The organism is Haemophilus parainfluenzae (assembly GCF_014931375.1).
In the GTDB taxonomy this organism is placed as follows: domain Bacteria; phylum Pseudomonadota; class Gammaproteobacteria; order Enterobacterales; family Pasteurellaceae; genus Haemophilus_D.
The window spans coordinates 571208-593793 of the sequence record NZ_CP063117.1 but is presented as its reverse complement, the minus strand read 5'-3'; the positions used below and the strand labels follow the sequence as shown (position 1 = coordinate 593793).

The 22586-nt window shown below is 40.3% G+C and carries 23 protein-coding genes; 4 read left to right on the top strand and 19 right to left on the bottom strand.

Annotation, left to right across the window (positions count from 1 at the left end; translation table 11 throughout):
• Positions 1–88 precede the first annotated feature (88 nt).
• From INP95_RS02845 to INP95_RS02830, 4 genes are all read left to right on the top strand, one after another.
• Complete coding sequence (locus tag INP95_RS02845) at positions 89–799, top strand: FadR/GntR family transcriptional regulator (RefSeq protein WP_197560867.1); 711 nt, start codon at positions 89–91, stop codon at positions 797–799.
• Positions 789–1862 (top strand): Gfo/Idh/MocA family protein, encoded by a 1074-nt coding sequence (locus tag INP95_RS02840; protein ID WP_197561029.1) that lies wholly within the window; start codon positions 789–791, stop codon positions 1860–1862. Before INP95_RS02845 ends, INP95_RS02840 begins: the two co-directional genes overlap by 11 nt.
• A 10-nt stretch (positions 1863–1872) precedes the next feature.
• On the top strand, positions 1873–2979 hold the full coding sequence (locus tag INP95_RS02835; RefSeq protein ID WP_014064423.1) for a Gfo/Idh/MocA family protein: 1107 nt from the start codon (positions 1873–1875) through the stop codon (positions 2977–2979).
• Between the two features lie 91 nt (positions 2980–3070).
• A complete protein-coding gene (locus INP95_RS02830; RefSeq protein WP_197560866.1) occupies positions 3071–4078 on the top strand; it encodes an FRG domain-containing protein in 1008 nt (335 codons plus the stop codon).
• A 51-nt stretch (positions 4079–4129) separates the two neighbouring features.
• Here INP95_RS02830 and pdxH read toward each other — a convergent pair whose 3' ends face one another.
• From pdxH to INP95_RS02735, 19 genes are all read right to left on the bottom strand, one after another.
• On the bottom strand, positions 4130–4762 hold the full coding sequence (pdxH, locus tag INP95_RS02825) for a pyridoxamine 5'-phosphate oxidase (protein WP_197560865.1): 633 nt from the start codon (positions 4760–4762) through the stop codon (positions 4130–4132).
• Positions 4763–4828: 66 nt separating this feature from the next.
• The gene (locus tag INP95_RS02820; RefSeq protein ID WP_197560864.1) at positions 4829–6475 is read right to left on the bottom strand and encodes an ABC transporter substrate-binding protein; all 1647 of its coding nucleotides are present in this window, start codon (positions 6473–6475) and stop codon (positions 4829–4831) included.
• Positions 6476–6608: 133 nt separating this feature from the next.
• Positions 6609–8018 (bottom strand): MDR family MFS transporter, encoded by a 1410-nt coding sequence (locus tag INP95_RS02815; protein WP_197560863.1) that lies wholly within the window; start codon positions 8016–8018, stop codon positions 6609–6611.
• Positions 7997–8506 carry a molybdopterin-guanine dinucleotide biosynthesis protein MobB gene (mobB, locus tag INP95_RS02810; protein ID WP_197560862.1) on the bottom strand — a complete coding sequence of 170 codons (510 nt, stop codon included), beginning with the start codon at positions 8504–8506 and terminating at the stop codon, positions 7997–7999. The genes INP95_RS02815 and mobB overlap by 22 nt, the downstream gene beginning before the upstream one ends.
• A gap of 134 nt (positions 8507–8640) precedes the next feature.
• Entirely contained in the window at positions 8641–9585 is a 945-nt protein-coding gene (gene rseB / locus INP95_RS02805; RefSeq protein WP_197560861.1) for a sigma-E factor regulatory protein RseB, read from the bottom strand.
• A gap of 70 nt (positions 9586–9655) precedes the next feature.
• On the bottom strand, positions 9656–10237 hold the full coding sequence (locus INP95_RS02800) for a sigma-E factor negative regulatory protein (protein ID WP_049366672.1): 582 nt from the start codon (positions 10235–10237) through the stop codon (positions 9656–9658).
• Positions 10238–10258: 21 nt separating this feature from the next.
• Positions 10259–10834, bottom strand: a complete 576-nt coding sequence (rpoE, locus tag INP95_RS02795) for an RNA polymerase sigma factor RpoE (protein WP_014064431.1) — start codon at positions 10832–10834, stop codon at positions 10259–10261.
• Between the two features lie 117 nt (positions 10835–10951).
• The gene (locus INP95_RS02790) at positions 10952–11209 is read right to left on the bottom strand and encodes an FAD assembly factor SdhE (protein ID WP_197560860.1); all 258 of its coding nucleotides are present in this window, start codon (positions 11207–11209) and stop codon (positions 10952–10954) included.
• 84 nt (positions 11210–11293) lie between these two features.
• On the bottom strand, positions 11294–12970 hold the full coding sequence (locus INP95_RS02785) for a fructose-specific PTS transporter subunit EIIC (protein WP_197560859.1): 1677 nt from the start codon (positions 12968–12970) through the stop codon (positions 11294–11296).
• A gap of 4 nt (positions 12971–12974) precedes the next feature.
• The gene (gene fruK, locus INP95_RS02780) at positions 12975–13916 is read right to left on the bottom strand and encodes a 1-phosphofructokinase (protein WP_197560858.1); all 942 of its coding nucleotides are present in this window, start codon (positions 13914–13916) and stop codon (positions 12975–12977) included.
• 3 nt (positions 13917–13919) lie between these two features.
• Positions 13920–15440: a fused PTS fructose transporter subunit IIA/HPr protein gene (gene fruB, locus INP95_RS02775; protein ID WP_197560857.1), complete on the bottom strand. Its 1521-nt coding sequence runs from the start codon at positions 15438–15440 to the stop codon at positions 13920–13922.
• 74 nt (positions 15441–15514) lie between these two features.
• Positions 15515–16045, bottom strand: coding sequence for an HI_0449 family lipoprotein (locus tag INP95_RS02770; RefSeq protein ID WP_049365129.1), 531 nt, complete (start codon positions 16043–16045; stop codon positions 15515–15517).
• A gap of 81 nt (positions 16046–16126) precedes the next feature.
• A complete protein-coding gene (gene paeA, locus INP95_RS02765; RefSeq protein WP_197560856.1) occupies positions 16127–17437 on the bottom strand; it encodes a polyamine export protein PaeA in 1311 nt (436 codons plus the stop codon).
• A gap of 112 nt (positions 17438–17549) precedes the next feature.
• Positions 17550–18074, bottom strand: a complete 525-nt coding sequence (locus INP95_RS02760) for a DUF1523 family protein (RefSeq protein WP_049371396.1) — start codon at positions 18072–18074, stop codon at positions 17550–17552.
• 26 nt (positions 18075–18100) lie between these two features.
• Entirely contained in the window at positions 18101–18883 is a 783-nt protein-coding gene (locus INP95_RS02755) for a YchF/TatD family DNA exonuclease (protein WP_197560855.1), read from the bottom strand.
• Positions 18884–18890: 7 nt separating this feature from the next.
• Complete coding sequence (locus INP95_RS02750; protein ID WP_197560854.1) at positions 18891–19871, bottom strand: DNA polymerase III subunit delta'; 981 nt, start codon at positions 19869–19871, stop codon at positions 18891–18893.
• Positions 19868–20500 (bottom strand): dTMP kinase, encoded by a 633-nt coding sequence (gene tmk, locus INP95_RS02745; RefSeq protein ID WP_197560853.1) that lies wholly within the window; start codon positions 20498–20500, stop codon positions 19868–19870. The genes INP95_RS02750 and tmk overlap by 4 nt, the downstream gene beginning before the upstream one ends.
• Entirely contained in the window at positions 20500–21549 is a 1050-nt protein-coding gene (mltG, locus tag INP95_RS02740; RefSeq protein ID WP_197560852.1) for an endolytic transglycosylase MltG, read from the bottom strand. Before mltG ends, tmk begins: the two co-directional genes overlap by 1 nt.
• 64 nt (positions 21550–21613) lie before the next feature.
• Positions 21614–22546 (bottom strand): peptidylprolyl isomerase, encoded by a 933-nt coding sequence (locus INP95_RS02735; RefSeq protein WP_049365121.1) that lies wholly within the window; start codon positions 22544–22546, stop codon positions 21614–21616.
• Between the last annotated feature and the right edge of the window lie 40 nt (positions 22547–22586).

Here is a 22586-nt window from a genome sequence, read left to right as displayed (position 1 = left end):
AAGATAAGACGTATGATGTCTTATGTCAATTAGAGAGAATGAGAGCTGGATCACAAATTCAGAAAATAGATTAGAAATGAGAACAGAAATGAAAAAAACAAGTAAAAAAGAAGCAAGTCTCGTTTTGCAGGATAAAATCAAATCGCTCATCATTAAACAAAATCTTAAATCTGGCGATTTGATGCCAACAGAAAATGAGCTGATTGAACAGCTCGGAGTGAGCCGTTCCAGTTTGCGTGAAGCCATTAAATCTTTAGAGGCGCTACATATTTTAGATATTCGCCATGGCGTCGGCACCTTTGTGAGTGAATCCTCTCTTGTACCAATGATTCGCGGACTAGGTTTTCACACTCAACTGAATTTGCATAATGATCATAATCAGCTGATTAATATTTTGGATATTCGGGAAATTTTGGAATACGGTTTTGCCCCTATGGTGTTGGGAAAAATTAGCCAAGAACAGACCGCACTTTTGCAAAAATCAGTGGCCAATATGGAAAAAAATGCCCGTGAGCAAAAATTTTCACCTAAAGATGAATACCACATTCATTTAAAACTTTATGAGCCATTAAATAACCCGTTACTGATTCAATATTTAGATGCGTTTTGGCAAATTTATCAGCAAGTAGAAAAAGGCTTACCGCCACCAATACTTTCGCCTGAAAAATTAGCCATACAACACCGTGAATTAATTGATGCGGTAGAAGCACATGATTTGGTACGGATGCAACGCGCGATCTTGCAATATTTCCAAAGTATTCGCCAACGCTTACAACAAGGAGGGCATGATGCAAACTAATGGATTAAACATTGCCTTAATCGGCTGCGGCTTTTTTGGCGTTCAGTTGGCTTCAGCATTTGATAAAGCCCAAGCAAACTTAATTGCGGTGACCGATATCAACCCTTCTCTTGCACAAAAACTTGCAGATCAATACGGCAGCCAAGCCTTTTTTAGTGTGGAAGAAATGTTAGCTGAAACCAAACCTGATTTAGTGGTCATCGCCACACCAAACTATGCTCATTATTCTCCGGCTATTTTGGCGTTAAATGCCAGCTGTCATGTCTTTATTGAAACACCTTTTACCTTAAGTTCTTCCCAAGGCCAACATTTACGCCGTCTTGCCGAAGAAAAAGGCAAATTCATTTTTGTGGGTCATCTAGAACGTACGTTACCAGGCATGTTGAAAGTCAAAGTGGCTTTAGAACAAGGGAAATTAGGCAGAATTACGGTCGCACGAGCTATGCGTCAGCGTTGGATTGAAAATCTGCCAAACAAAGAATGGTGGAAATTAGATGCCAATCTTACGGGCGGCGAGCTTTTCCACCTCATTCATGAACTGGATTTACTCTGTTGGTTACTAGGCGATATTGAGGCGGTCTTTGCTCAAGCGGCTAACCAAGCGCATCACGATACACCAGATAGTCGTGATGTGTTGCAACTGTTACTACGTTTTGAAAATGGCGTGTTAGGTTCGCTCGAAATGGGCACGGCTTATCGATTACACCAATGGGGCATTCAAATTCATGGTGAACATGGTGTGATCGAAGTTAATTTCTTTACCTCAAGTGTCACATTTAATTATCTAGATGGAAAAATAGAACACGTTGATTTATTTGATGAATTTGAGGCTGATTTATCTTTACGTGAAAGTGCCAAAGGCACACAGCAATATAATGTCACCCACGCACCTTGCCAACTTTGGTTAAGCCGAGCGGCTGAAATCGAAGTACAAAGCGTGGTAGAGCACTTAACGCAAGGAAAAACCAGCCCATTAAGTCTATGTTTAACTGAAGCCATCGAAGTTGCAGAAGCAGCGAAACAATCCATGGTAACGGAAAAACAAATCTCAGTGAAAAAATAAGGAGTTTATTATGATGCGATATGGTGTTGTTGGCGTTGGCTATTTTGGTGCAGATCTAGCACGCTTCATGAATGAATTTGATGATGCACAGATTACCATGGTATATGACCCTGAAAATGGTGAAACCATTGCTCAAGAATTACAATGCGTAGCGGCAAAATCTCTTGAAGAATTGGTCACTTCACCTGAGGTGGATTGTGTGATTGTTGCCACTCCAAACTACTTACACAAAGAACCGGTCATTCTTGCGGCGAAAAACAAAAAACATGTTTTCTGTGAAAAACCTATTGCCTTAAGCTATCAAGACTGTGACGACATGGTCCGCGCTTGCGAAGAAAATGGCGTTACCTTCATGGCTGGCCATGTGATGAACTTCTTTAACGGTGTTCACCACGCCAAAGAATTAATCAATCAAGGCGTGATCGGTAAAGTGCTTTATTGCCACACCGCACGTAATGGCTGGGAAGAACAACAACCAACCATTTCATGGAAAAAAATCCGTGAAAAATCTGGCGGTCACTTATACCACCATATTCACGAATTAGACTGCGTACAATTCATTATGGGTGGCATGCCAAAAACCGTTACCATGGCAGCCGCCAATGTTGCACACAAAGGCGAAAAATTTGGTGATGAAGACGATATGATTTTTGTCACCATGGAATATGATGATAATCGCTTCGCAGTTCTAGAATGGGGTTCCGCTTTCCGTTGGGGTGAGCATTATGTATTAATTCAAGGGGAAAAAGGCGCGATCAAACTTGATATGTACAATACCAAAGGTACCCTTCGTGTGGATGGAAAAGACACCTATTTCCTCATTCACGAAACCCAAGAAGAAGATGATGACCGTACCCGTATTTACAACAGCACAGAAATGGACGGTGCGATTCAATACGGTAAACCGGGTAAACGCACACCGCTCTGGTTAAGTTCTATCATGAAAAAAGAAATGCGTTATTTAAACGATATTCTTCATGGAATGGAACCAACAGAGGAATTTGTAAAATTACTCACCGGTGAAGCTGCTCGTGCTGCTATCGCCACTGCCGATGCATGTACTCGTTCTCGTTACGAAAACCGCAAAGTTGATTTAGCCGAAATCATCGGTAAATAAAAAATAATGTAAAAATAAACCGCACTTTGACTGGTCAATAAAAGTGCGGTTTATTTATTATCACTAAAAAGTTCTTTAATAAAGGATAAATATGATAGAACATATCATTAGTAATGTGAGTGACCTGATAAAAATACTTAATAAACTAGGAATCCCTGATGTTGGTAAGACTAGGTTCTTCAGAGGTCAAGCAGATAAAAATTGGATTATCGAGCCAAGTATATTTCGCAATAAAAAACTCATAGAAAATGAACATAGAATCATCAAGGACTTATTAACAAACTGTCCAGATGATTTTTCTCCAAATGATACTCTTTTCGAGAAATTAGTTAAATTACAACACTATGGTTGCAAAACAAGATTGCTTGATTTGACTAGTAATGCATTAGTTGCATTATATTTTTCCTGTGTAGAAAAATCACATCATCATAAAGATGGTGAATTAATTATATTAGACATTCCAAATGAACATATTAAATATTCAGATAGCGACACTGTATCAGTATTAACTGCAATTAGCGTACAATCTAATGATTTCAATATCACAAAGTGTATAAGAAACGCATCAATACATAAACAACTAAAAGAACTTTCATATATTGCAAGTAATTTTAATGATAAAAATATTAATAATTTTGAAGAATCTGGTCTCGGGAAGTTATTTAATATGACTAAAAACGACTATAAAAATCTAATTGCTTCTGGGTTCCCTGAGGCTGGTCAAAATGCCTTCTTGCATTCTTTTAATGAACAAAAAGAAATCGTAGCATTAATTCATGATATTAGAGCAGACAAACCAAGTTTTCAACCAATCATTAATAGTGAAGATTTGAATCGAATTCTTTGTGTCAAAGCAAAATTAAATAATGCAAGAATTACAAGGCAGCAAGGGTGTTTTTTGTTATATGGAATGAATGAAGATAAATTATCTCATCCCCCAATCCCTGAAGAATGGTTCAGAAAAACAAAAAAACAAAAATTTATAGTAAGAAATAAACAAAATATTCTAAAAGAACTTGAATTATTCGGAGTTAGTACTCAAATATTGTTTCCAGAATTAGAAAAGCAAGCTATAGAATTGGTATCTAAATATCTTTAATATCCAACCGCACTTACAAAGAGTGCGGTTGTTTTTTAGAGTGTTTGTTGTTTACGGCGATAACCGCTCTCTTTCCCATTTCCCCTCATTGAATAAATAACAAATTCGGTCATGTAAGCGACTTGGGCGACCTTGCCAGAATTCAATGCGATCAGGAATCACAAGATAACCGCCCCAATATGGTGGTCGTGGGACATTTAATGGGTGTTTTGCTGCAATCAGTGCCGCTTTCGCTAATAAAGATTTGTGGCTAGAAATGACCGCACTTTGCTCACTGGCCCAAGCGCCAATTCGGCTGGTGTAAGGTCGAGTCGCAAAATATTCATCTGATTGTTCAGGCGAGATTTTTTCGGCTTTGCCCTCAATACGAACAGAACGTTCTAATTCAGGCCAAAAGAATGTCAGGGCGACGAAAGGATTATGTTCTATGGCGCGGCCTTTTCGGCTGTGATAGTTCGTGAAAAAGACAAAACCTTGTTCGTTCACTTCTTTTAACAGCACCATACGGCTTGTTGGTCGACCATCTTCATTGACCGTCGCAACATTAACACCTGTTGGCTCATTTACTTTGGCGGTAATGGCCTCGTTGAGCCATTTTTCAAATTGTTTTATTGGATTGGGATCGCAATCATGCTGAGAAAGCGCCTGTTTGCAATAATCCTCACGAATATCATGTAAGTCCATTTTCTTTCTCCTTTTGCTTGAAAACAAAAAGCCCTTGCAACTGCAAGGGCTAGTATAGTCCGTTAATTATTTACCATCAACACTCACGCCATAAAACGCATCGTAGCCAAATGGGCTTTGTACGTAGCCTTTTACGCGAGGGCTAAGTGGTGCGAAACCAACAGAGTGTGCAACTGGAATCCATGGTGCTTGATCATGGAAAATCACTTGTGCTTGTTTATAAAGCGCTGCACGTTCATCTTTATTAGTTAAACCAATCGCTTTATCTAATAAGGCATCAAATTCTGCATTTTTGAAACGAGCAAAGTTTGAGTTGCCCGCGTTAGCACTTGCAAGTAATGGAGAAAGGAAGTTATCTGGATCACCGTTATCGCCTGACCAACCGAAGATACCTGCCGTTAATTCACCTGCTTTAGCACGTTTTTGATAGTCTGCCCATTCAAACGTTACTGGATTTGCTTTTACACCAACTTTTGCCCAGTCAGCCATCACAAGTTCAGCCATACGTTTTGGATTTGGGTTAGACGCACGCACCACTGGTTGAATCCAGAAGTCCGTTTCAAAACCGTTTGGATAACCTGCTTCCGCTAAAAGCTGTTTCGCTTTCTCTGGATCATACGGATAATCTTGGATTTCGTCGTTATAACTCCAAATTGTTGGTGGTAATGGGTTTTTCGCTGCAGTACCTGCACCTTGATAAACCGCTTCAATAATGGCTTTTTTATCTACAGCATAGTTTAATGCTTGACGCACTTTCACGTTATCAAACGGTGCTTTTTCCGTATTGAATGCGATATATGCCACGTTCAAACCTTTTTGTTCCAAAAGCTGTACTTTTGGATCAGTCTTCATTTTGGCTAAATCCGCCACGTTCGGGAAGAGAATTAAATCACAAGAACCCGCTTGTAACTTCGCATAACGCGTGGTCGCATCTGGCACAATGCTGATGACTAAACGGTCAAGCGGTGTACGACCTTTCCAATAGGTTTCATTTGCTACATATTGTGCCGCTTGGTCAGTTTTGTAATCCACAAAAATAAACGGACCTGTCCCAACCGGTTTGTTATCGATTGTTTCTGGTTTACCCGCTTTCAACATCGCATCTGCATATTCAGCGGAATAAATAGAGATAAAGTCCATACCCAAGCTTGCTAAGAAAGTCGCATCTTTTTTATTCAAAGTAATACGAACGGTGTTGTCATCCACTTTCTCAACTGATTTTAATAAATCTGGGAATTTCATCGCTTTGAAATACGGATAAGTCCCTTTCGATACGTTGTGATAAGGGTGGTTAGGATCTAACTGACGTTGGAAAGAAAAGATCACATCATCCGCATTAAAATCACGTGTTGGCGTAAATTCTTTTGTCGTATGGAATTTCACCCCTTTACGCAAATGGAACGTATAAGTTAAACCATCATCACTGATCTCCCAGCTTTCAGCCAATGCTGGCTCAAGGTCAGTTGAACCTTTTTTGAATTCAACCAAACGGTTATACACTTGTTGTGAACTCGCATTGTAAGATGTGCCTTCCATTACCAATGCCGGGCTAAAGCCAAGTGGTGCTTTTGCCGTACAGTACACAAAGGTGTTATTGCCTGAAGGTTTTGCTGTTTCTGCTTTTGCATTTTCTTTTGCCGCAGAACCAGATTGATCACAAGCTGCTAAAAACAAACTGGCTGCAATAAGAGTTAAGGTCGCTTTTAATTTCATAAGTTTTCCTTCTTTAATCGGGTGTAACACACAAACATAAATATAAAATTTTACCTAAGATATAAGCAAATCAAACTTTTACGAAATAAGAAAAAGATCTTTCTTATAACAAATTAAACTAAGGCATTCAATATCAGCGTTTTTTCCGCAAATGATCTCCATCTGTTTTGCGTAAATAACTCAATATCCAAACTAGTGCGATGGCAAAAACAGACGTGGTCAGAAATGTATAACTGAAAGCATGTTGTAACGCTTCATCTTCATTACCAATAAATTGACGATATAACGTTAAAATAATAGATGCCACAGCGATACCAAATCCGATCCCCACTTGTTGTACAATACTCAGCACCGTTGAGCCTACACCGCTTTGAGCCTGTGATAGGTCACCAACGGTAAGCGTATTAATTGAGGTAAAAATCATCGACATACAGGCACCGTACCACATCAGATTACATATAATCCATGTCGTTGATGATGAGGTATCAAGCCATGACATAGAAACCGTTGAACCTGCCATTAAAAGTGACGATAAAATTAACGTGGTTTTATAACCTAAGATATTTAAGATATGACCAATAAAACGTTTAAATACGACAGACATTAGCGCAATGGGTGCAAGCAACCAGCCTGACTCTTCAGCTGAACAGCCAAAAGAAAGTTGGAACATTAATGGCAATAAGAATGGCACAGCCGAACCGGAAAGACGAATAAAGATATTGGCTGCAATGCCTAATCGGAATGTTCTCGTATTGAAAAGAGATAACGGTAAAATGGCGCGTTCATTACCTTTTGCATAAAAATAATAGGCCACTAATAATGCAATACCAATCGACAATGCACTATATGTAGTCATATTGTCACGGCGACTTTCGCCCAGTAAATCAAGCCCTAGCGTTAAACCGACTAAACCAAATGCAAAGAGTAAAAAGCCTGTCCAGTCTAACTTATTCGCATTACCCTTATGATTTCCCATCACTTTAGCCGCCGCCCAAAAGCCTAACATGCCAATCGGAATATTGATTAAGAAAATCCAATGCCATGACGTATGCACCACAAGCCAACCACCTAAAATCGGGCCAAGAATCGGGCCGATGAGTCCTGCTGTCGCCATTAAATTCCAGGCATTAATTAATTGATTTTTCGGTACCGTTTGAATAATCGCAAGGCGAGCGACAGGCATCATAAATGCCCCGCCAATACCCTGGAGAATCCGTGCAAGCACAAGAGTCTCGAGAGACGTTGCCATCGCACAAGCGACTGAACCGAATACAAAGGTAAAAACAGCTGAACGGAAAACAGTAAGCGTACCAAATTTAGCTGCCGCCCAAGCGGTTAAAGGAATAAATAAAGCAACGGCAAGAGAATAGGCGATAATCGCCATTTGCATTTCAAAGACGGGGGTTTGTAGATCTGTTGCGATGGTGGGTAAGGCAGTATTTAAAATAGTCGCATCCAAGCTTTGCATAAACAAAGCCATGGAAGCCACCCAAGCCAGCCCTTTATAATGCTGACGTTCTATTACTGTGTCTTTTTCCACCATTGATAAATAAACTCAGCGATCTGTTCAATGTGATTAATATCTAATAAAGTGCGGTCAGTTTCAAGCGAATAATCGATTGCTAAAGCCAACACGTTTTCATCTAATTCCGGCAACGGTTTTGTCATCTCTTGTCGATGCAACAAAATCTTTGGAATAGGTTCTTGTTTAAATCCTTCCACCAAAATTAAATCCGTTAAATGACGATCAAATTGTTGACTTAAATAGGCTAATGAAACTGGTTCTTGAGGGGTTTCTGTCATCAATGCCCAGCGAGTATCACAAGCCATAATAACTTGCGCAGACCCCGCCTCTTTCATTCGCCAACTGTCTTTTCCTTCTTTGTCCACATGAGCGTTGTGATGGCTGTGTTTAATCACTGAAACACGTAGACCTTTTTTAATTAATTGAGGAAGCAATTTTTCCAGCAATGTGGTTTTGCCACTACCGCTGTAACCTGTAATGCCAAGAAGAGGAAGGGGATTATTCATCGTAAAAACCTTAAAAAAATGACCGCACTTGATAAAACAAAACCCCGCAGGACGGGGTTTAGCTATCAAAATCCATTAGGTGAAGAAAGTATAGCAAGGGGAAACAAAATAGCAACTTTCTCACTGCTACTGAATTATTTTAGGAATGTTACACCTTGTACAATTCGTTTCGCTGCAGCAATTGGAAGCTGTCCGATAAAGGTAATTTCTTTATCGCCTATGACTTCACTGTAAATCGTGTAAGCCCCTTGTCTCCAGGTGTTTTCTTTTGCAGCGGTGCTATCAGCTTTATTGATATAAAGTGTAAAAGTGAAAAGACCATCACTAAATAACGCATTTTCAATCACTTCACCATCTATCACATCTTGATTCTGGCGAATTAAATCAAACCCTTGTGGTAACCAATCAGTTTTCCAATTGATTGAAAGCGATGATTCTTGCTTTCCTTCATTTAAAAGTGGCGGCACTGATACCTTATTAAGGTAATCCGTTAAACCACGCAGACGATCATCGATATATAACGTCACCACACGGAACTGATCAAGTAACTTGCCTTCTCGATCAAGCATATCGCCACGCAATAACAAACCATTTTCTTCATCTAAGAAAACGAGATATTGATAGCGAAAATCGTCTTTTGGCACAATTCGAATGGTATCGACGAATCGGCCTGCAATTCGGTCTTTTCCAAGCTTAATAAAGTCATAATTCTGACTTAGCTTGCTAAAATCAGTACGAATCACTGCCGGAAGCGCATCCACAATCTCACCACTGTTAATCGTGAAAGCACGTGAACCCGGCTGGAAATAGCTGACTAAATTACCGCGCTGGATGATTTCTTGCTGTTCACCATCTAATGTCACCAACTGCGCATACACTTTTTGCCCTTGCTTAATATGGCGATAGCGGAACGAGTCCATATTCGTTGGTGTCGTTTGCACAAAAGCAATCTCATAATTTAAATCTCGCATGGCTTGCGACATTTTATTTAATGACTGGATTGGCTCTTCTGCAAATGCCATGAAAGGCAACAAGAATAAGCCTAAAAGTGCGGTTAATTTTAGAAACGTTTTTTTCATAAATAAATCAATTGATCCATAAAAAAATTCACCACGCCTAAGGTGGTGAATTATCGATTAATTGCTGTAATTATTTCGCTTGGTTGCTACCCACATTTAAGCTATCTGCATGCATACGACGCTGTAATTCATAGTTTTGTAACATCGTACCAATACGGCGATTTTTTTGTTCAACCTGTTCCGAAGTGGCTACATCTTTGGTCGGAGCGTTGTAACTTACTTCTTGAACTGAACTGTTAAATGGTAAGGTTTGTAAAACAGGGTTTTCTGGTGTAACCGACGTGCTTTTCGCATTAAATGATTGCACACCTACTACTGCCACTAAACACACCCCCGCAGCCACCGCAATTTGTGTCATTGGTGCAAAGAATGCTTTTAATTTTTGCACGAATGGTAAGCTGTCAGCTTCTTCTGGTGTTGGTTGAGAGACAGTAATCTCAACGTGTTTTACTTCTTCTAATTCAATTAAATCAGCCATTTTCGCGGTAAAATCAGCACCTAATAATACTGGTGACTCTTTACGCATAACTGCTCTTACGGTGTGATATGCCGCCCAAGATTCTTGTGAATCTTTATCCTGACAAAGTTGTTCCGTCAACTCGGCACTGACTTCTTCTCCATCCATATAGGCTGAAAGTAACTCTTTTTGCATTTTATAAACTCCGACTTTATTTTAACGTTGCATAAGCGGTTGTATTTTGTTCTCAATCACTTCCCGAGCACGGAAAATGCGAGAACGTACAGTGCCTACTGGGCAATCCATTATTTCTGCGATCTCTTCGTAACTTAACCCTTCAAGCTCACGCAAGGTAATCGCGGTTCTTAAATCTTCTGGCAAACTGTGAATGGTATCAAACACCACTTTTTCTAATTCGCTAGATAACATTTCGTTTTCAGGGGTATCTACATCACGTAGATGGGTTCCCACATCGTAGCTTTCGGCATCTTCCGCCAAAATATCTTCGCTCGGTGGACGGCGCCCCTGTGCCGTTAAGTAATTCTTTGCCGTATTAACGGCAATTCGATATAGCCAAGTGTAGAATGCACTATCACCCCGAAAGGATTCAATGGAACGATAGGCCTTAATAAAGGATTCTTGTACAACATCGGGAATGTCGTTATGAGAAATGTAGCGGGTTAAAAGTCCGGCTACTTTATTTTGATAACGAGAAACCAATAAATTAAAGGCTTTTTTATCGCCTTGCTGCACTCTTTCTACCAAAGCCTGATCTGTTAGCTGTTCAGCCATATATCTCCTATGCTACGTCTAACACGCCTTCATATATTCAAGACAGCAAGCTATTGTTGCTTTATCTGACAGAGTTAAAATTGAAAAGTTCCTTATGTATAAAAAATTTCAAAAAAATTAACGGACATTCGTTTTCTGCACATCTTGGATATATTCAACCATCGCTTGCACTTCGGCATCGTCTGATTGACTGCCATTAAAAAACCACGAAAAAAGTTGTAAATCCGTGGCGGCAAGTAAACGAATAAAAATATCTTTTTTGTCGTTAGTCAGTTGGTCAAAATGCGCTTTATAAAAAGGCATGATGATTTTATCCAGCTCAAGCATACCTCGACGACAATCCCATTCAATGCGGAGTTTATTGTATTTATCCATAATTTCTCCCTAAATCATTGTAATTATACCTGATAAATGAAAAGTGCGGTTAAAAATTACCGCACTTTTTAATCAAAGAATCGATTATTCTGTCGCCTTCGGCTTAATCACCGCGTAAACCACACCGGTTAATAATGCTCCCGTTGCGATTGCACCTAAGTAGAGTAATGGCTCAGAAACAAACGGAATCACAAATAAACCACCATGTGGTGCTTGCAGAGAAATATTTAATGCCATTGAAATCGCACCAGCAGTTGCTCCACCGATAACCGAGCTAATAATCACACGCAATGGATCGGCAGCCACAAACGGCAATGCCCCTTCAGAGATAAAGCATAAGCCTAAGACAAAAGAAGCTTTACCTGCATCACGTTGATTACTGGTAAATTTACTGCGAGCAATCCAAGTTGCAATTGCCATACCAATTGGCGGCACCATTCCGGCAGCCATAGCGGCAGCCATTGGGGTATGAACTTGAGAGGCTAACATTCCCACGGAGAACGTATAAGCTGCTTTGTTTACTGGACCACCCATATCAATACACATCATGACACCGATAATCGCACCCAATACCATCGCATTAACCTCGCCCATGGATTTTAACCAATCGCTTAAGGTCGTCATAATTTGTGAAACTGGTGGGTTAATCACATAAATCATCGCAAGACCAACAATCAAGGTACCAAAGAGCGGGAGAATTAAAATCGGTTTTAAGGAGGTTAAACTTGCCGGCAATTTAATGGTTGCATTTAATCCTTTCACCACATAACCCGCTAAGAAACCGGCGATAATCCCACCTAAAATCCCTGCACCGGCTGTGGTGGCTAACATACCGCCAATAAGACCTACCGCAAGCCCCGGACGGTCTGCGATAGAAAAGGCCACATAGCCGGCAAATACTGCAATCATCAGATGGAATGCTGCGCCACCGCCGATATCCATTAAGGCTTTTGGAATACCATGAAAAATTGTTTCATCTTTGAAGGCTTCGATACCAAACATAAAGGAAATCGCGATTAGCAAACCACCAGCAACCACCAACGGCAACATGTGCGATACACCCGTCATCAAATGTTTATAGACGCCTTTTTTCTCGCCGCTTTCTTCTGATTTAGCAGAAGATTTTGCTGCGCCGCCTTCATAAATTTTAGCTTCTTTGAATGCCTTATCAAATTCCTGTGCGGTTTTCTTTAACGCTAAACCCGTCGACGTACGATACATCGGTTTACCTTGGAATTTATCTAACGGCACATCAATATCGGCCGCAACAAAGACTAAATCTGCCGCAGCGACTTCTTCTGGGGTAATTTCATTACCTGCGCCCACTTGGCCACGGGTTTCGACTTTTACCTGCCAACCTTGTTTTTTTGCATAGGTTTCAATGGCTTCAGCAGACATAAAGGTATGCGCAACACCCGTCGGGCAAGCTGTAACCGCGACAATATTTTTGACGTCAGAAACGCCACCAAATCCAACCGCACTTTGAGCGGGTTGAACATAGTCCACTGCTTGATTGAGTGCATTCGTCAGCGTGACTTCAGGGGAAGCGATCGCCGCATCTTCATTGGCTAAAAAGACTTTTTTGCCCACAAGTTCAGCAGAGTTTGGCAAAGTAGATCCGAAAACAATCACTAAATCCGCATCTTTGGCTTGCTCAACCACAGTATGATTGGCTTTTTTCGCTGCCATGCTCAATGCTTGGCGAAGTAAATAGGATTTTGCCGCACCAATTTGCGGGGATTGAGTTAAAAACAAATTCATTACATTATCCTTCAATCACAGAAATTTTGACATTCGCCAGAATTGGCTCAAGCAAGTCGATATCGCTCACGCCCACATTACTTTGCGAAACGGCAAAGGCAGAAACCGCACTCGCAAATGCTAAGGTTTCCGCTTGAGATAAGCCTTTTTCGATACCGTAAATTAAGCCTGCCACCATAGAATCACCAGCCCCTACGGTGCTCACCACGTTTTCACATTTAGGTGGTTGAGCTTGAATAACAGCTTGATCACTCAGCCATAAAGAACCGTTTGCTCCCATCGAAATAATCACATTAGCAATGCCTTCGGCTTTAAGTTTTTTTGCCGCAACAATAATTTCATCAAGAGAATTTAACGGATGACCAATCCACGCTTCTAATTCGCGATGATTCGGTTTCACCAACCAAGGATGCGCTTTCAAACCAGCCGTGAGTGCGGCATTACTGCTATCTAATACGACTTTCACACCAGCTTGATGCAACTGATTAAGCCAATCCGCAAATAATTCAGGACTGACACCACGCGGTAAACTGCCGCAAACCGCAACAATGTCAAAGTTTTGACAATACGCTAATGAATCTGCTGTAAATTGCTGCCAAGCTTCTGGAGTAATTTGATAACCTAAGAAATTAAGGTCTGTCACATCGGCTTCGGTTTCCGTAATTTTTACATTAATACGGGTTTTGCCTGCAACACGATGGAATTTGTCTTCTAAGCCTTGTTTTTTAAATAGGGTTTCGAAATCACCCACGTTGTCTTCCCCTAAGAAGCCACCAACGGCCACCTCTACGCCCAAATCTTTTAATACTTTAGCGACATTGATGCCTTTGCCAGCAGGGAAAAGACCAAGTGTTTCAACGGTATTCACTTCACCGATTTCAATACGCGGCAAACGCCCAACTAAATCATAAGCGGCGTTTAAGGTAATTGTTGCTACTTTTGCCATCACTTACCCCCGACCTTCGCCTAAACCACTTTCAATGACTGCACCAATACCCTCAATCGCTTGTTGGGCTTCTTCGCCGCTCGCTACAAAACGTAAGCGATGACCTTTCACGACACCAAGCGCCACAATTTTCATCAGACTTTTCGCACTGACTAATTGGGTGTCACGATCTAAGTTTTGTACCGCAACAGATGCATTGTATTTTTTCACTTCATTAACAAGCACCGCACTTGGACGAGCATGTAAACCGTGTTCATTACGAATCATAAATACGGCTTCAATGGCATCGGCTGGTAAACCCGTGTTTTCTTCGTGGATTTGTGGTGCATGCTCGCTGCTTACTTCAATGGTATCCGGTTCAGCCGGTGGTATGGCAGATACTGTTTCGCCAAGTCCACTCGCAATGATCTTACCTAAGGCTTCAATAGCTTGTTTCGCATCATCACCTTCCGCAACAAAACGTAAGCGATGACCTTGAGTCACACCCAATGCCACGATTTTCATTAAACTTTTTGCACTAACTGGTGCGGTTTCTCGAGTAAGATTTTGTACCGTAATCTTGGAGGTGAATTTTTTAACTTCATTGACGAGCACCGCACTTGGGCGAGCGTGCAAGCCATGCTCATTACGAACAGTAAAGGTGCCAATCACTGCACCCGTAGCGATTTGACCTTCAGATTGAGCAGCAGCTGCAACAGGCACTTTACCGCCATTAAGTGCGGTCAAAATTTGCTGCGTATTACCACTTAATAAAATATTTTGGACTTCATCATCCAATAAACGCGCTAATGTCTCATTAATTTGATCGTTAACCGCCGAAATCGTCAATACGCCTTTCACCGCTTTACCATTATGATTAAAAATGGTTTTCGCACGACTGAATGCCAACGCATTTTTCACATTACCTGATACGGCATCTGTAATCCATAAACCTTTACCTAGTGGCAGAGCAGAATTGGATACCACTTCAGAAACAAAGCTATTTTCAACCGCACTTTGCTGTTGTAATTTACCTGCATTGATGGCGGTAAGGGTGAGCAAACTTTGTGTTTCAATATCTAAACTTAATGTTTCTTCAGTAATACTAAAAGAATCACTTTCACCCAACAAAATCACACGAAATTTTTCAACATCTGTTAATGTCGCTAACTGTGCTGCGGTGTCTTCATCACCTAAAACATGCGTTAATTGACGAAGTAAAGCAAGATGCTCATCAGAACGGGCAGCAATACCAATTACAACATAGGCAATATTGCCTTCACCCCACTCAATACCTTGTGGAAATTGGAAAACTTGCACACCGGTTTTTTTCACCATTGAACGGGTTTCTAATGTACCGTGTGGAATTGCAATCCCATTGCCTAAAAAAGTGGAGGTTTGCTGTTCACGTCCAAGCATGCCTTGCAAATAGCCTTGTTCAACATTGCCAGCTTGCTCTAACGCACTTGCAGCCATTTCAATAGCTTGCAGCTTATTTGTTGCCGTAGCATTTAAATGAATGTTGCTTTCCGAAAGTTCTAACATTCTTGCTCCTTCACATTGATGATTTAAAAAAAGAAAAGCTGCTGATGAGATCACTCATCAACAGCTCAAATTGATTATTGGCCGGTACAGGCTTTGAGTAGCATTTCGCTGCCTTGGGAAATGTAGGCGTCATTTTCACCGCGCTCTTTGCCTTTTTGCAAATCACGCATTGCATCGTAGATCCCTTGCGTCACACTTGGCGAATCCACTTTTTGCCAACAATTTGCGCTTAAGCGGCTGAAGTTGGTTTGTAATGCTTCTGCATGCAACACACCACTGTAGTAAGCATACACATCAGAATCATGGCCACCTGTGTAGAGTTTATCTTGAATTTGTTTGATTGGCACAACAATACGACCGAGATACCAGTCATTTGCACCACTTGCAAAATTATCCACAAAGAAATTTTTTGTTACACGATCTTTATAGGTTGCCACAGTGGCTTCATAAGCTGCCGCGTAAGATTTTTGGTCGATTTTATCTTTATCTAAATCAATGACCTTTTTGTCTTTACCCATAAACGGAATGTAAGAGGTCATATCTGAAATTGAAGAACAACCTGCAAGCATTACTGCTACAAAGAATACCGAGATTTTTTTAAACATTAAATTTTCCTTATTTATAGGCGGTTAAAACCGCCGTTAATTATACTTAGAATGGGGGATTAAGCAAGGAAACGCCTAGCACTACGCTGATTCTTTGCTCACACCGCTGTCTTTGACAATCGAAACTAAAATTTGATCAATTTTGAAGTTTTCGGTATCAATAACTTCAAATTTATATTTATCGTATACGACAAAATCGGTTTTTTTCGGAATTTTGCGTAACATATACATCATAAAGCCACTAATAGTCTCGTAATTTTCTGAATCAGGGAAAGATTCAATATCCAAAACGCGCATCACATCTTCAAGAGGGGTCGCACCATCAATCAACCAAGAGTTTTCATCACGGCTGACAATTTGTTCTTCTTCGTTAGAAACCAATTCGCCCATCACAATACTCATCACATCGTTTAAAGTGATCAAGCCTACGACCAGGGCATACTCATTGACGATAATGGCAAAATCTTCACCCGTAGATTTAAACAATTCCAATACTTCGTATAGCGACAGCGTATCTGGGATAAATAACGCTTTACGCAATAAACGGCTATCCGTTAAATCTACCACTTCTTGTTGAAGATAGAGTGTTAATAAGGTATGTGATTCCACATAACCCAAGATCTTATCCAAACCATTATCACAGATCACTAATTTAGAATGAGAGTCAGCCGATAAGGTATTCAACACTTCCTGACGAGTAAAAGTGCGGTCTAAAAACACGATGTTTTCACGAGTCGTCATGGTTGAAGACACGGTACGCTCTTGCATTTCAAAGATGTTTTCAATCAAATAATGTTCTTGTGTTTTTAGTACGCCCGCTTCGGCACCAGCCTCCACAATCGCCACAATGTCTTCTGGAGTCATATTATCTTCGCGCTTAGTGGATATCCCCATTAAATGGAAGAAGATATTAGAAAGACCATCAAAAAACCATACAATAGGTTTTAAGAAGAAAATGAAGACTTGCATAATGCCAATAGTCCGTAAAGCCACACCTTCAGGATTAATCAATGCGAGACGTTTCGGAATTAAATCGGCTAATAAAACAAATGTTGTGGTTACCATGAAAAAAGCAATCCAAGAGGAGGCTGGCTCAACCCATTCTGCCGTAGTGTATTCATGTAAAAAACTCTGTAAGTGAAGACTAATGGTTGCTTCACCAATCACACCACCGAGTACGGCAACCATATTAAGTCCAATTTGTACTACAGTAATGAAACGCCCTGGCTGTTCCTGTAATTTTAAAACTTTCTCCGCTTTGATATTGCCTTCATTGGCCAACGCTTGTAGTTTAATGCGTCTTGCACCCGCGAGAGAAATCTCAGCTGATGACAAGATTGCACTGACAATAATTAATACGATTAAAATAAAAATCGCTGCAGATAAACTCATAATGTTCTCTTTATTGGTTTTAAAGTGCGGTCAATTTACCGCTGGTTTTTAGGTTAGAAATGTTATTATTAAATTGTGAGGGCGTTCTATGACGCCCCATATTTGAGAAACGCTAATTTTCGCTGTCGAACCAGCCACGTACAAATTGGATAGAAAGGAAAAGAGTAACTAATAAGAAAGCATAGAATACCCAAGATAAAATCGGATGGCTTGGTGTCACATCGCCACTGATTTCTTTCACTGCAACGGCATTGCGATATTCATCGAACATCGTCATCCGCCAACCGTAATACTTGATTTGCACTAATTTGTTTTCATTACCCAAGGCTTGAACTTGAGCCTGTAAGTTCGCTGAACCAAATTTAAAGTAGAATGGAAAACCCCAACGGGTATCTTCATTACGATACACCATGATTTTGCCATCATCATTTTGTGTATTGATAAAATACACATCGCGCGTTGGACCATCAGCCGGATTCGATTTTGTAATCGGGCCATCTTTATCCACACGTTTCACTTCCACACCGGTTACTCGCGTTACATCATAGTGTGGGAAAACGTAGTCTACCACCGCGAACATAAAGCCGTGGAAAACAAAGACTACTAAAAATAAAAAGTACTTAAAAAACTTACGCATAAAACTCCCTCATTTAAATCGATGATTTATTGTACATTAATTTTAAATAAACGCTCGAAGTTTTGTGTACTAATTTGTGCAAATTCTTCCATAGACAGCCCTTTTAACGCTGCCACATATTCACACACCTCTCGCGTATAGGCAGGCTGGTTCTCTTTACCACGATAAGGCACGGGTGCTAAGTAAGGCGAATCCGTTTCAACTAACAAACGATCTGCCGGTACATAACGAATGGCTTCGCGAATACTTTCCGCATTTTTAAAGGTTATAATGCCTGAACAAGAAATATAAAAACCTAAATCAAGTGCCTTTTTCGCAAAGTCCAAGGTTTCTGTAAAACAATGAATTAATCCACCGCACTTTTCTGCCTGGTGCTCACGCAACATGGCAATGGTATCTTCTGGTGCTGAACGAGTATGAATAATCACGGGTTTATCCACTTCATTAGCAATTCTGATTTGATCCGCAAAAACCGTTTGCTGCAATGCCTTATTATCTGCACTGTAATAATAATCCAAACCAATTTCGCCAATTGCGATCACTTTTTTATCTTGGGATAAACATAATAAACGCTCGCCATCGTAAGGTTCTTCTTCAAGATCTAGTGGATGCACGCCGCAAGCTAAAGACACATTTGAGAATTTCGCTAACTCAGGGTAAGCTTTTTCAAAACGGCTTAATGTTACGCCAATGGCGAGTAAATGCTTCACATCCCGTGCATTGGCTTTAGTCACTACATCAGCAATATCTTTGTGTAAATTTACATAATCCAATGCATCTAAATGGCAATGGGAATCTACGATAAACATAATTTATTTAGTCCTTAAATACGTCGGTAATTAACTTTGTCAAACCATCTAATAACATTAATTCTGTGTTAACGCCGTTGATAGTGAGTAAATCCGAGCGTACTTTTTGCATAATTTTATTTGCGGTTAATAACCCAAGCGCTGTTTGCTCATCTGCAAATTGAGTTACACCTGTTTTAAGATCAAGTGTTTGCCAGCCACTTTGTATTTCGAGTTTGTATTTAATGGCATCGCTTAAAAACGCTAAAATCCAATCCACTTGTTGTATGGTGCGCTCTTTTTCAAAGAAAGGCAAAATTTCCAAAGGCGAACGACGACGATAAAAAAGCCAAAATTGGCGTAGGAAATTCTTCCGTTGTTCAATTAATCCTTGCTGGAGGGTTTCCAATGCTAACAGCGGACGCCCCAAATTCATCGCAAGTGCGGTTAATAATTCTGATGTTTCTGCCTGAAATTGAGAAGAAAGCCAATTTAGGGCTTCCATTTCCATTGGCAAAGGCACATTCCACACTTGGCAACGGCTGTAAATAGTCGCTAACAACGAAGAGGAAGGCTCTGTTTGTAATAAGAAATACGTGTTTGGACGTGGCTCTTCCAAGGTTTTGAGCAATGCATTCGCTGCCGCTTCCGTAAGACGTTCTGCATCCTGGATATATACTAATTTATTGCCATTTTGTTGCGCGTGTTGGCTGACAACATCATTAATTGCCCTTACCTGATCAACACCAATATCTTTGCCTTCTTGAGAGGCTAAAACATGAAAATCAGGATGACTGTGCGCTGCCATTAAATGGCAAGCATGACAATGGCCACAAGGTGCATTATCTGGCGTTTGACACATAATGTGTTTTGTCAAAGCCTCAAACAAACCTTCAGCACCGAGACCTTGATCAGCTTTAATCAATAATGCATGATGCCCCAAACCTTCGCTAAAAGTTTGGCTAATTTTGTGATAAGTAGGCACTAACCAAGGATAAAGTTCGCTCATTTTGCTTGTGAAACCCACCAATTTTTGACCGCACTTTGTATGTCTGCTTGTACTTTTTCCAAAGGCTGACCTGCATTAACAACAGCGGTTTTTGGGTTGTTCTGTACTAATTCCAAATAACGTTGGCGGGTACGATGGAAGAAATCGAGTCCTTGTTGTTCAATGCGGTCTAATTCACCACGACCTCTAGCACGAGCCAGCCCTTCTGCAGGATCAATGTCTAAATACAGTACAAAATCAGGCTCAAAATCGCCTAATACCATATTTTTTAAATTCGCCATAAGTGTTTGGTCAAACTGACGCCCACCGCCTTGATAAGCCTGTGAAGACATATCATGTCGATCGCCAAGCACAATTTTACCTTCTGCCAATGCTGGCTTAATCACATTTTTTACCAATTGAATTCGTGCCGCATAAAGCATTAATAATTCCGCTTTATCCGTAACGGGTTCTTCTGTTTCATGCTTGATTAAATGGCGCAATTTTTCTGCTAGCGGAGTACCACCTGGCTCACGAGTAAATACGATATCATTTACACCAAGGGATTTTAATGTATCCACCACCGTTTGCATGGCGGTACTTTTACCTGCACCTTCCAAGCCTTCAATCACGATAAATTTGCCTTGCATTAGTTGGCTCCTTTTTGTTGGCTACGATACCAACGTAAATATTCTTTCACTGCTTTATTATGCTCGTTCAGATTACGAGTAAATTTATGACCGCCACTTCCATCGGCAACAAAATAATAAAAGTCCGTTTTTGCTGGATGAGCCACGGCCTGCAAAGCACTTTCACTCACCATCGCAATTGGTGTTGGTGGTAGCCCCTCAATCATATAGGTATTGTAAGGGGTCATCGTTTCCAAATCTTTTTTACGAATATTGCCGGTATAACGCTCACCCATTCCATAAATCACGGTTGGGTCAGTTTGCAGTTTCATATTGGCTTTTAAACGATTAATAAATACGGAAGCCACTTGTGGACGCTCCGCTGCAATTCCTGTTTCTTTCTCCACAATAGAAGCCAAAATTAGCATCTGATATGGATCTGCTAATGGGAGATTTTCATCACGTTCATTCCACGCTTTATCTAAAGCTTTTTGTAAGCGAGTAGCTGAACGTTTTAATAATTCAAGATCCGTCGAGTTAGGCGTGTAATTATAGGTATCTGGATACAACCATCCATCCATGTTATTCCATTCGAAAACGGCTTTTGCAACGGCTGGAATATCCAATAACGCCATGATCTCTTTATCCGTTTTACCTTGCAAGGTTTGTTTTAAGTGCGGTGCGCTTTCAAGGTTTTTACGCCATTCCTTGAACGTTTTACCTTCAATAAACTTCACGCTAAATTGCGCTTCCTTGCCGGAATTGAGCATATCCAATAAATCTTGTAACGTTTTCACGCCCGTTAAAGAATAAGTCCCCGCTTTCACTTTGTTGAGCTGAGGTTGTAATTTCAATAACCAAGGCAATAAATCGGCATGTTCAAGAATTTTTTCTTGCTCTAATAAAGCGGCGAGTTTACTGCCAGTAGTGCCTCGCTCAATTGTAAGCAATTGATCTTGCGTGACATTCACCGGCGTATGAACAAACTCAGTTAATTTTTGATAACCCCAAAAACCAACACCGCCAAGAATTAGCAAGATAATCAGTAAAAAGACAAAAAATTTTTTCATGCGTCACTCATTTTATAAAAACGACAAAAGGGGCAAAAATGCCCCCTTATTCTAACGGTTTCTGTTACTTATCGAAATATTGAATATCAGCATTTTTACGTAATGCTTTCACCCAGTCTTTGGTTGCATCTTGTAATTGGCTATTCACGATTTGTTCGTAAGCTTTTTGACGATAGGCATCTTCTGTTTTATCGCCATCACGACTACCGGTTACTTCGAGAATATGCCAACCAAATTCAGATTTAAACGGTGCAGAAATAGTACCTTGTGGTGTGGTTTCAACCATTTTTGCAAATGGACCTACATAAGCTTCTGGGAAAGCATAGCCTAAGCTTCCGCCATTCGCACCTGATAAATAATCTTTAGAATATTTTAATGCTGCATCAGCAAATGTCATTTTGCCAGAAATAATCTCGCTACGAATACGTTCTAATTCTGCTTTAGCTTGAGCATCGTTCAGTAATGGGTTTAATTTTAATAAAATATGACGAACTTCATACTCTTTACCCATCACTTTTTGTGCGGTACCTTTTGCTTTCGCTTCATCGAGCATTTGTTTACCCAATGCATCCACTTGCTCGCGAGTCACATCTACGCTGTTTTGAATAGCATGGTTACGCACACCCGCCATTAACATTTGGCGAGAAATTTGTTGTTTAAATGCATTTAAGGAAATGCCTTGATAATCCAACGCATCTAAGAATTGACCATAAGTTAAACCATTTTTTGCCGCAATATCTTCTACGATACGGTTTACTTCCGCTTGGTTTACTTTTACGCCTGATTCTTTGATAGCCTTATCAGTCAGCATATCATCAATAATCTTATCTAATGCCGCACGTTGGCTACCTTTTTTACCCATTACAGCATTCACTTGGCTTTGTAAAATTGGTGTACCATTTACGGTCGCTACAACGCGTTCTTCTGCTTGTACTTGAGAAAAAGTAAACAGACCGATCATGGCAAATAAAAGAGATTTTAACATTGATTTTTTCATTTTAGTTGTCTTAAAAAATAATAGGATAATGCTCGTTAGA

Bases quoted from the DNA above. Each gene is read 5' to 3' on its own strand.
- INP95_RS02845 (WP_197560867.1), top strand. From the start codon at position 89: ATGAAAAAAACAAGTAAAAAAGAAGCAAGTCTCGTTTTGCAGGATAAA.
- INP95_RS02840 (WP_197561029.1), top strand. From the start codon at position 789: ATGCAAACTAATGGATTAAACATTGCCTTAATCGGCTGCGGCTTTTTT.
- INP95_RS02835 (WP_014064423.1), top strand. From the start codon at position 1,873: ATGATGCGATATGGTGTTGTTGGCGTTGGCTATTTTGGTGCAGATCTA.
- INP95_RS02830 (WP_197560866.1), top strand. From the start codon at position 3,071: ATGATAGAACATATCATTAGTAATGTGAGTGACCTGATAAAAATACTT.
- pdxH (WP_197560865.1), bottom strand. From the start codon at position 4,762: ATGGACTTACATGATATTCGTGAGGATTATTGCAAACAGGCGCTTTCT.
- INP95_RS02820 (WP_197560864.1), bottom strand. From the start codon at position 6,475: ATGAAATTAAAAGCGACCTTAACTCTTATTGCAGCCAGTTTGTTTTTA.
- INP95_RS02815 (WP_197560863.1), bottom strand. From the start codon at position 8,018: ATGGTGGAAAAAGACACAGTAATAGAACGTCAGCATTATAAAGGGCTG.
- mobB (WP_197560862.1), bottom strand. From the start codon at position 8,506: ATGAATAATCCCCTTCCTCTTCTTGGCATTACAGGTTACAGCGGTAGT.
- rseB (WP_197560861.1), bottom strand. From the start codon at position 9,585: ATGAAAAAAACGTTTCTAAAATTAACCGCACTTTTAGGCTTATTCTTG.
- INP95_RS02800 (WP_049366672.1), bottom strand. From the start codon at position 10,237: ATGCAAAAAGAGTTACTTTCAGCCTATATGGATGGAGAAGAAGTCAGT.
- rpoE (WP_014064431.1), bottom strand. From the start codon at position 10,834: ATGGCTGAACAGCTAACAGATCAGGCTTTGGTAGAAAGAGTGCAGCAA.
- INP95_RS02790 (WP_197560860.1), bottom strand. From the start codon at position 11,209: ATGGATAAATACAATAAACTCCGCATTGAATGGGATTGTCGTCGAGGT.
- INP95_RS02785 (WP_197560859.1), bottom strand. From the start codon at position 12,970: ATGAATTTGTTTTTAACTCAATCCCCGCAAATTGGTGCGGCAAAATCC.
- fruK (WP_197560858.1), bottom strand. From the start codon at position 13,916: ATGGCAAAAGTAGCAACAATTACCTTAAACGCCGCTTATGATTTAGTT.
- fruB (WP_197560857.1), bottom strand. From the start codon at position 15,440: ATGTTAGAACTTTCGGAAAGCAACATTCATTTAAATGCTACGGCAACA.
- INP95_RS02770 (WP_049365129.1), bottom strand. From the start codon at position 16,045: ATGTTTAAAAAAATCTCGGTATTCTTTGTAGCAGTAATGCTTGCAGGT.
- paeA (WP_197560856.1), bottom strand. From the start codon at position 17,437: ATGAGTTTATCTGCAGCGATTTTTATTTTAATCGTATTAATTATTGTC.
- INP95_RS02760 (WP_049371396.1), bottom strand. From the start codon at position 18,074: ATGCGTAAGTTTTTTAAGTACTTTTTATTTTTAGTAGTCTTTGTTTTC.
- INP95_RS02755 (WP_197560855.1), bottom strand. From the start codon at position 18,883: ATGTTTATCGTAGATTCCCATTGCCATTTAGATGCATTGGATTATGTA.
- INP95_RS02750 (WP_197560854.1), bottom strand. From the start codon at position 19,871: ATGAGCGAACTTTATCCTTGGTTAGTGCCTACTTATCACAAAATTAGC.
- tmk (WP_197560853.1), bottom strand. From the start codon at position 20,500: ATGCAAGGCAAATTTATCGTGATTGAAGGCTTGGAAGGTGCAGGTAAA.
- mltG (WP_197560852.1), bottom strand. From the start codon at position 21,549: ATGAAAAAATTTTTTGTCTTTTTACTGATTATCTTGCTAATTCTTGGC.
- INP95_RS02735 (WP_049365121.1), bottom strand. From the start codon at position 22,546: ATGAAAAAATCAATGTTAAAATCTCTTTTATTTGCCATGATCGGTCTG.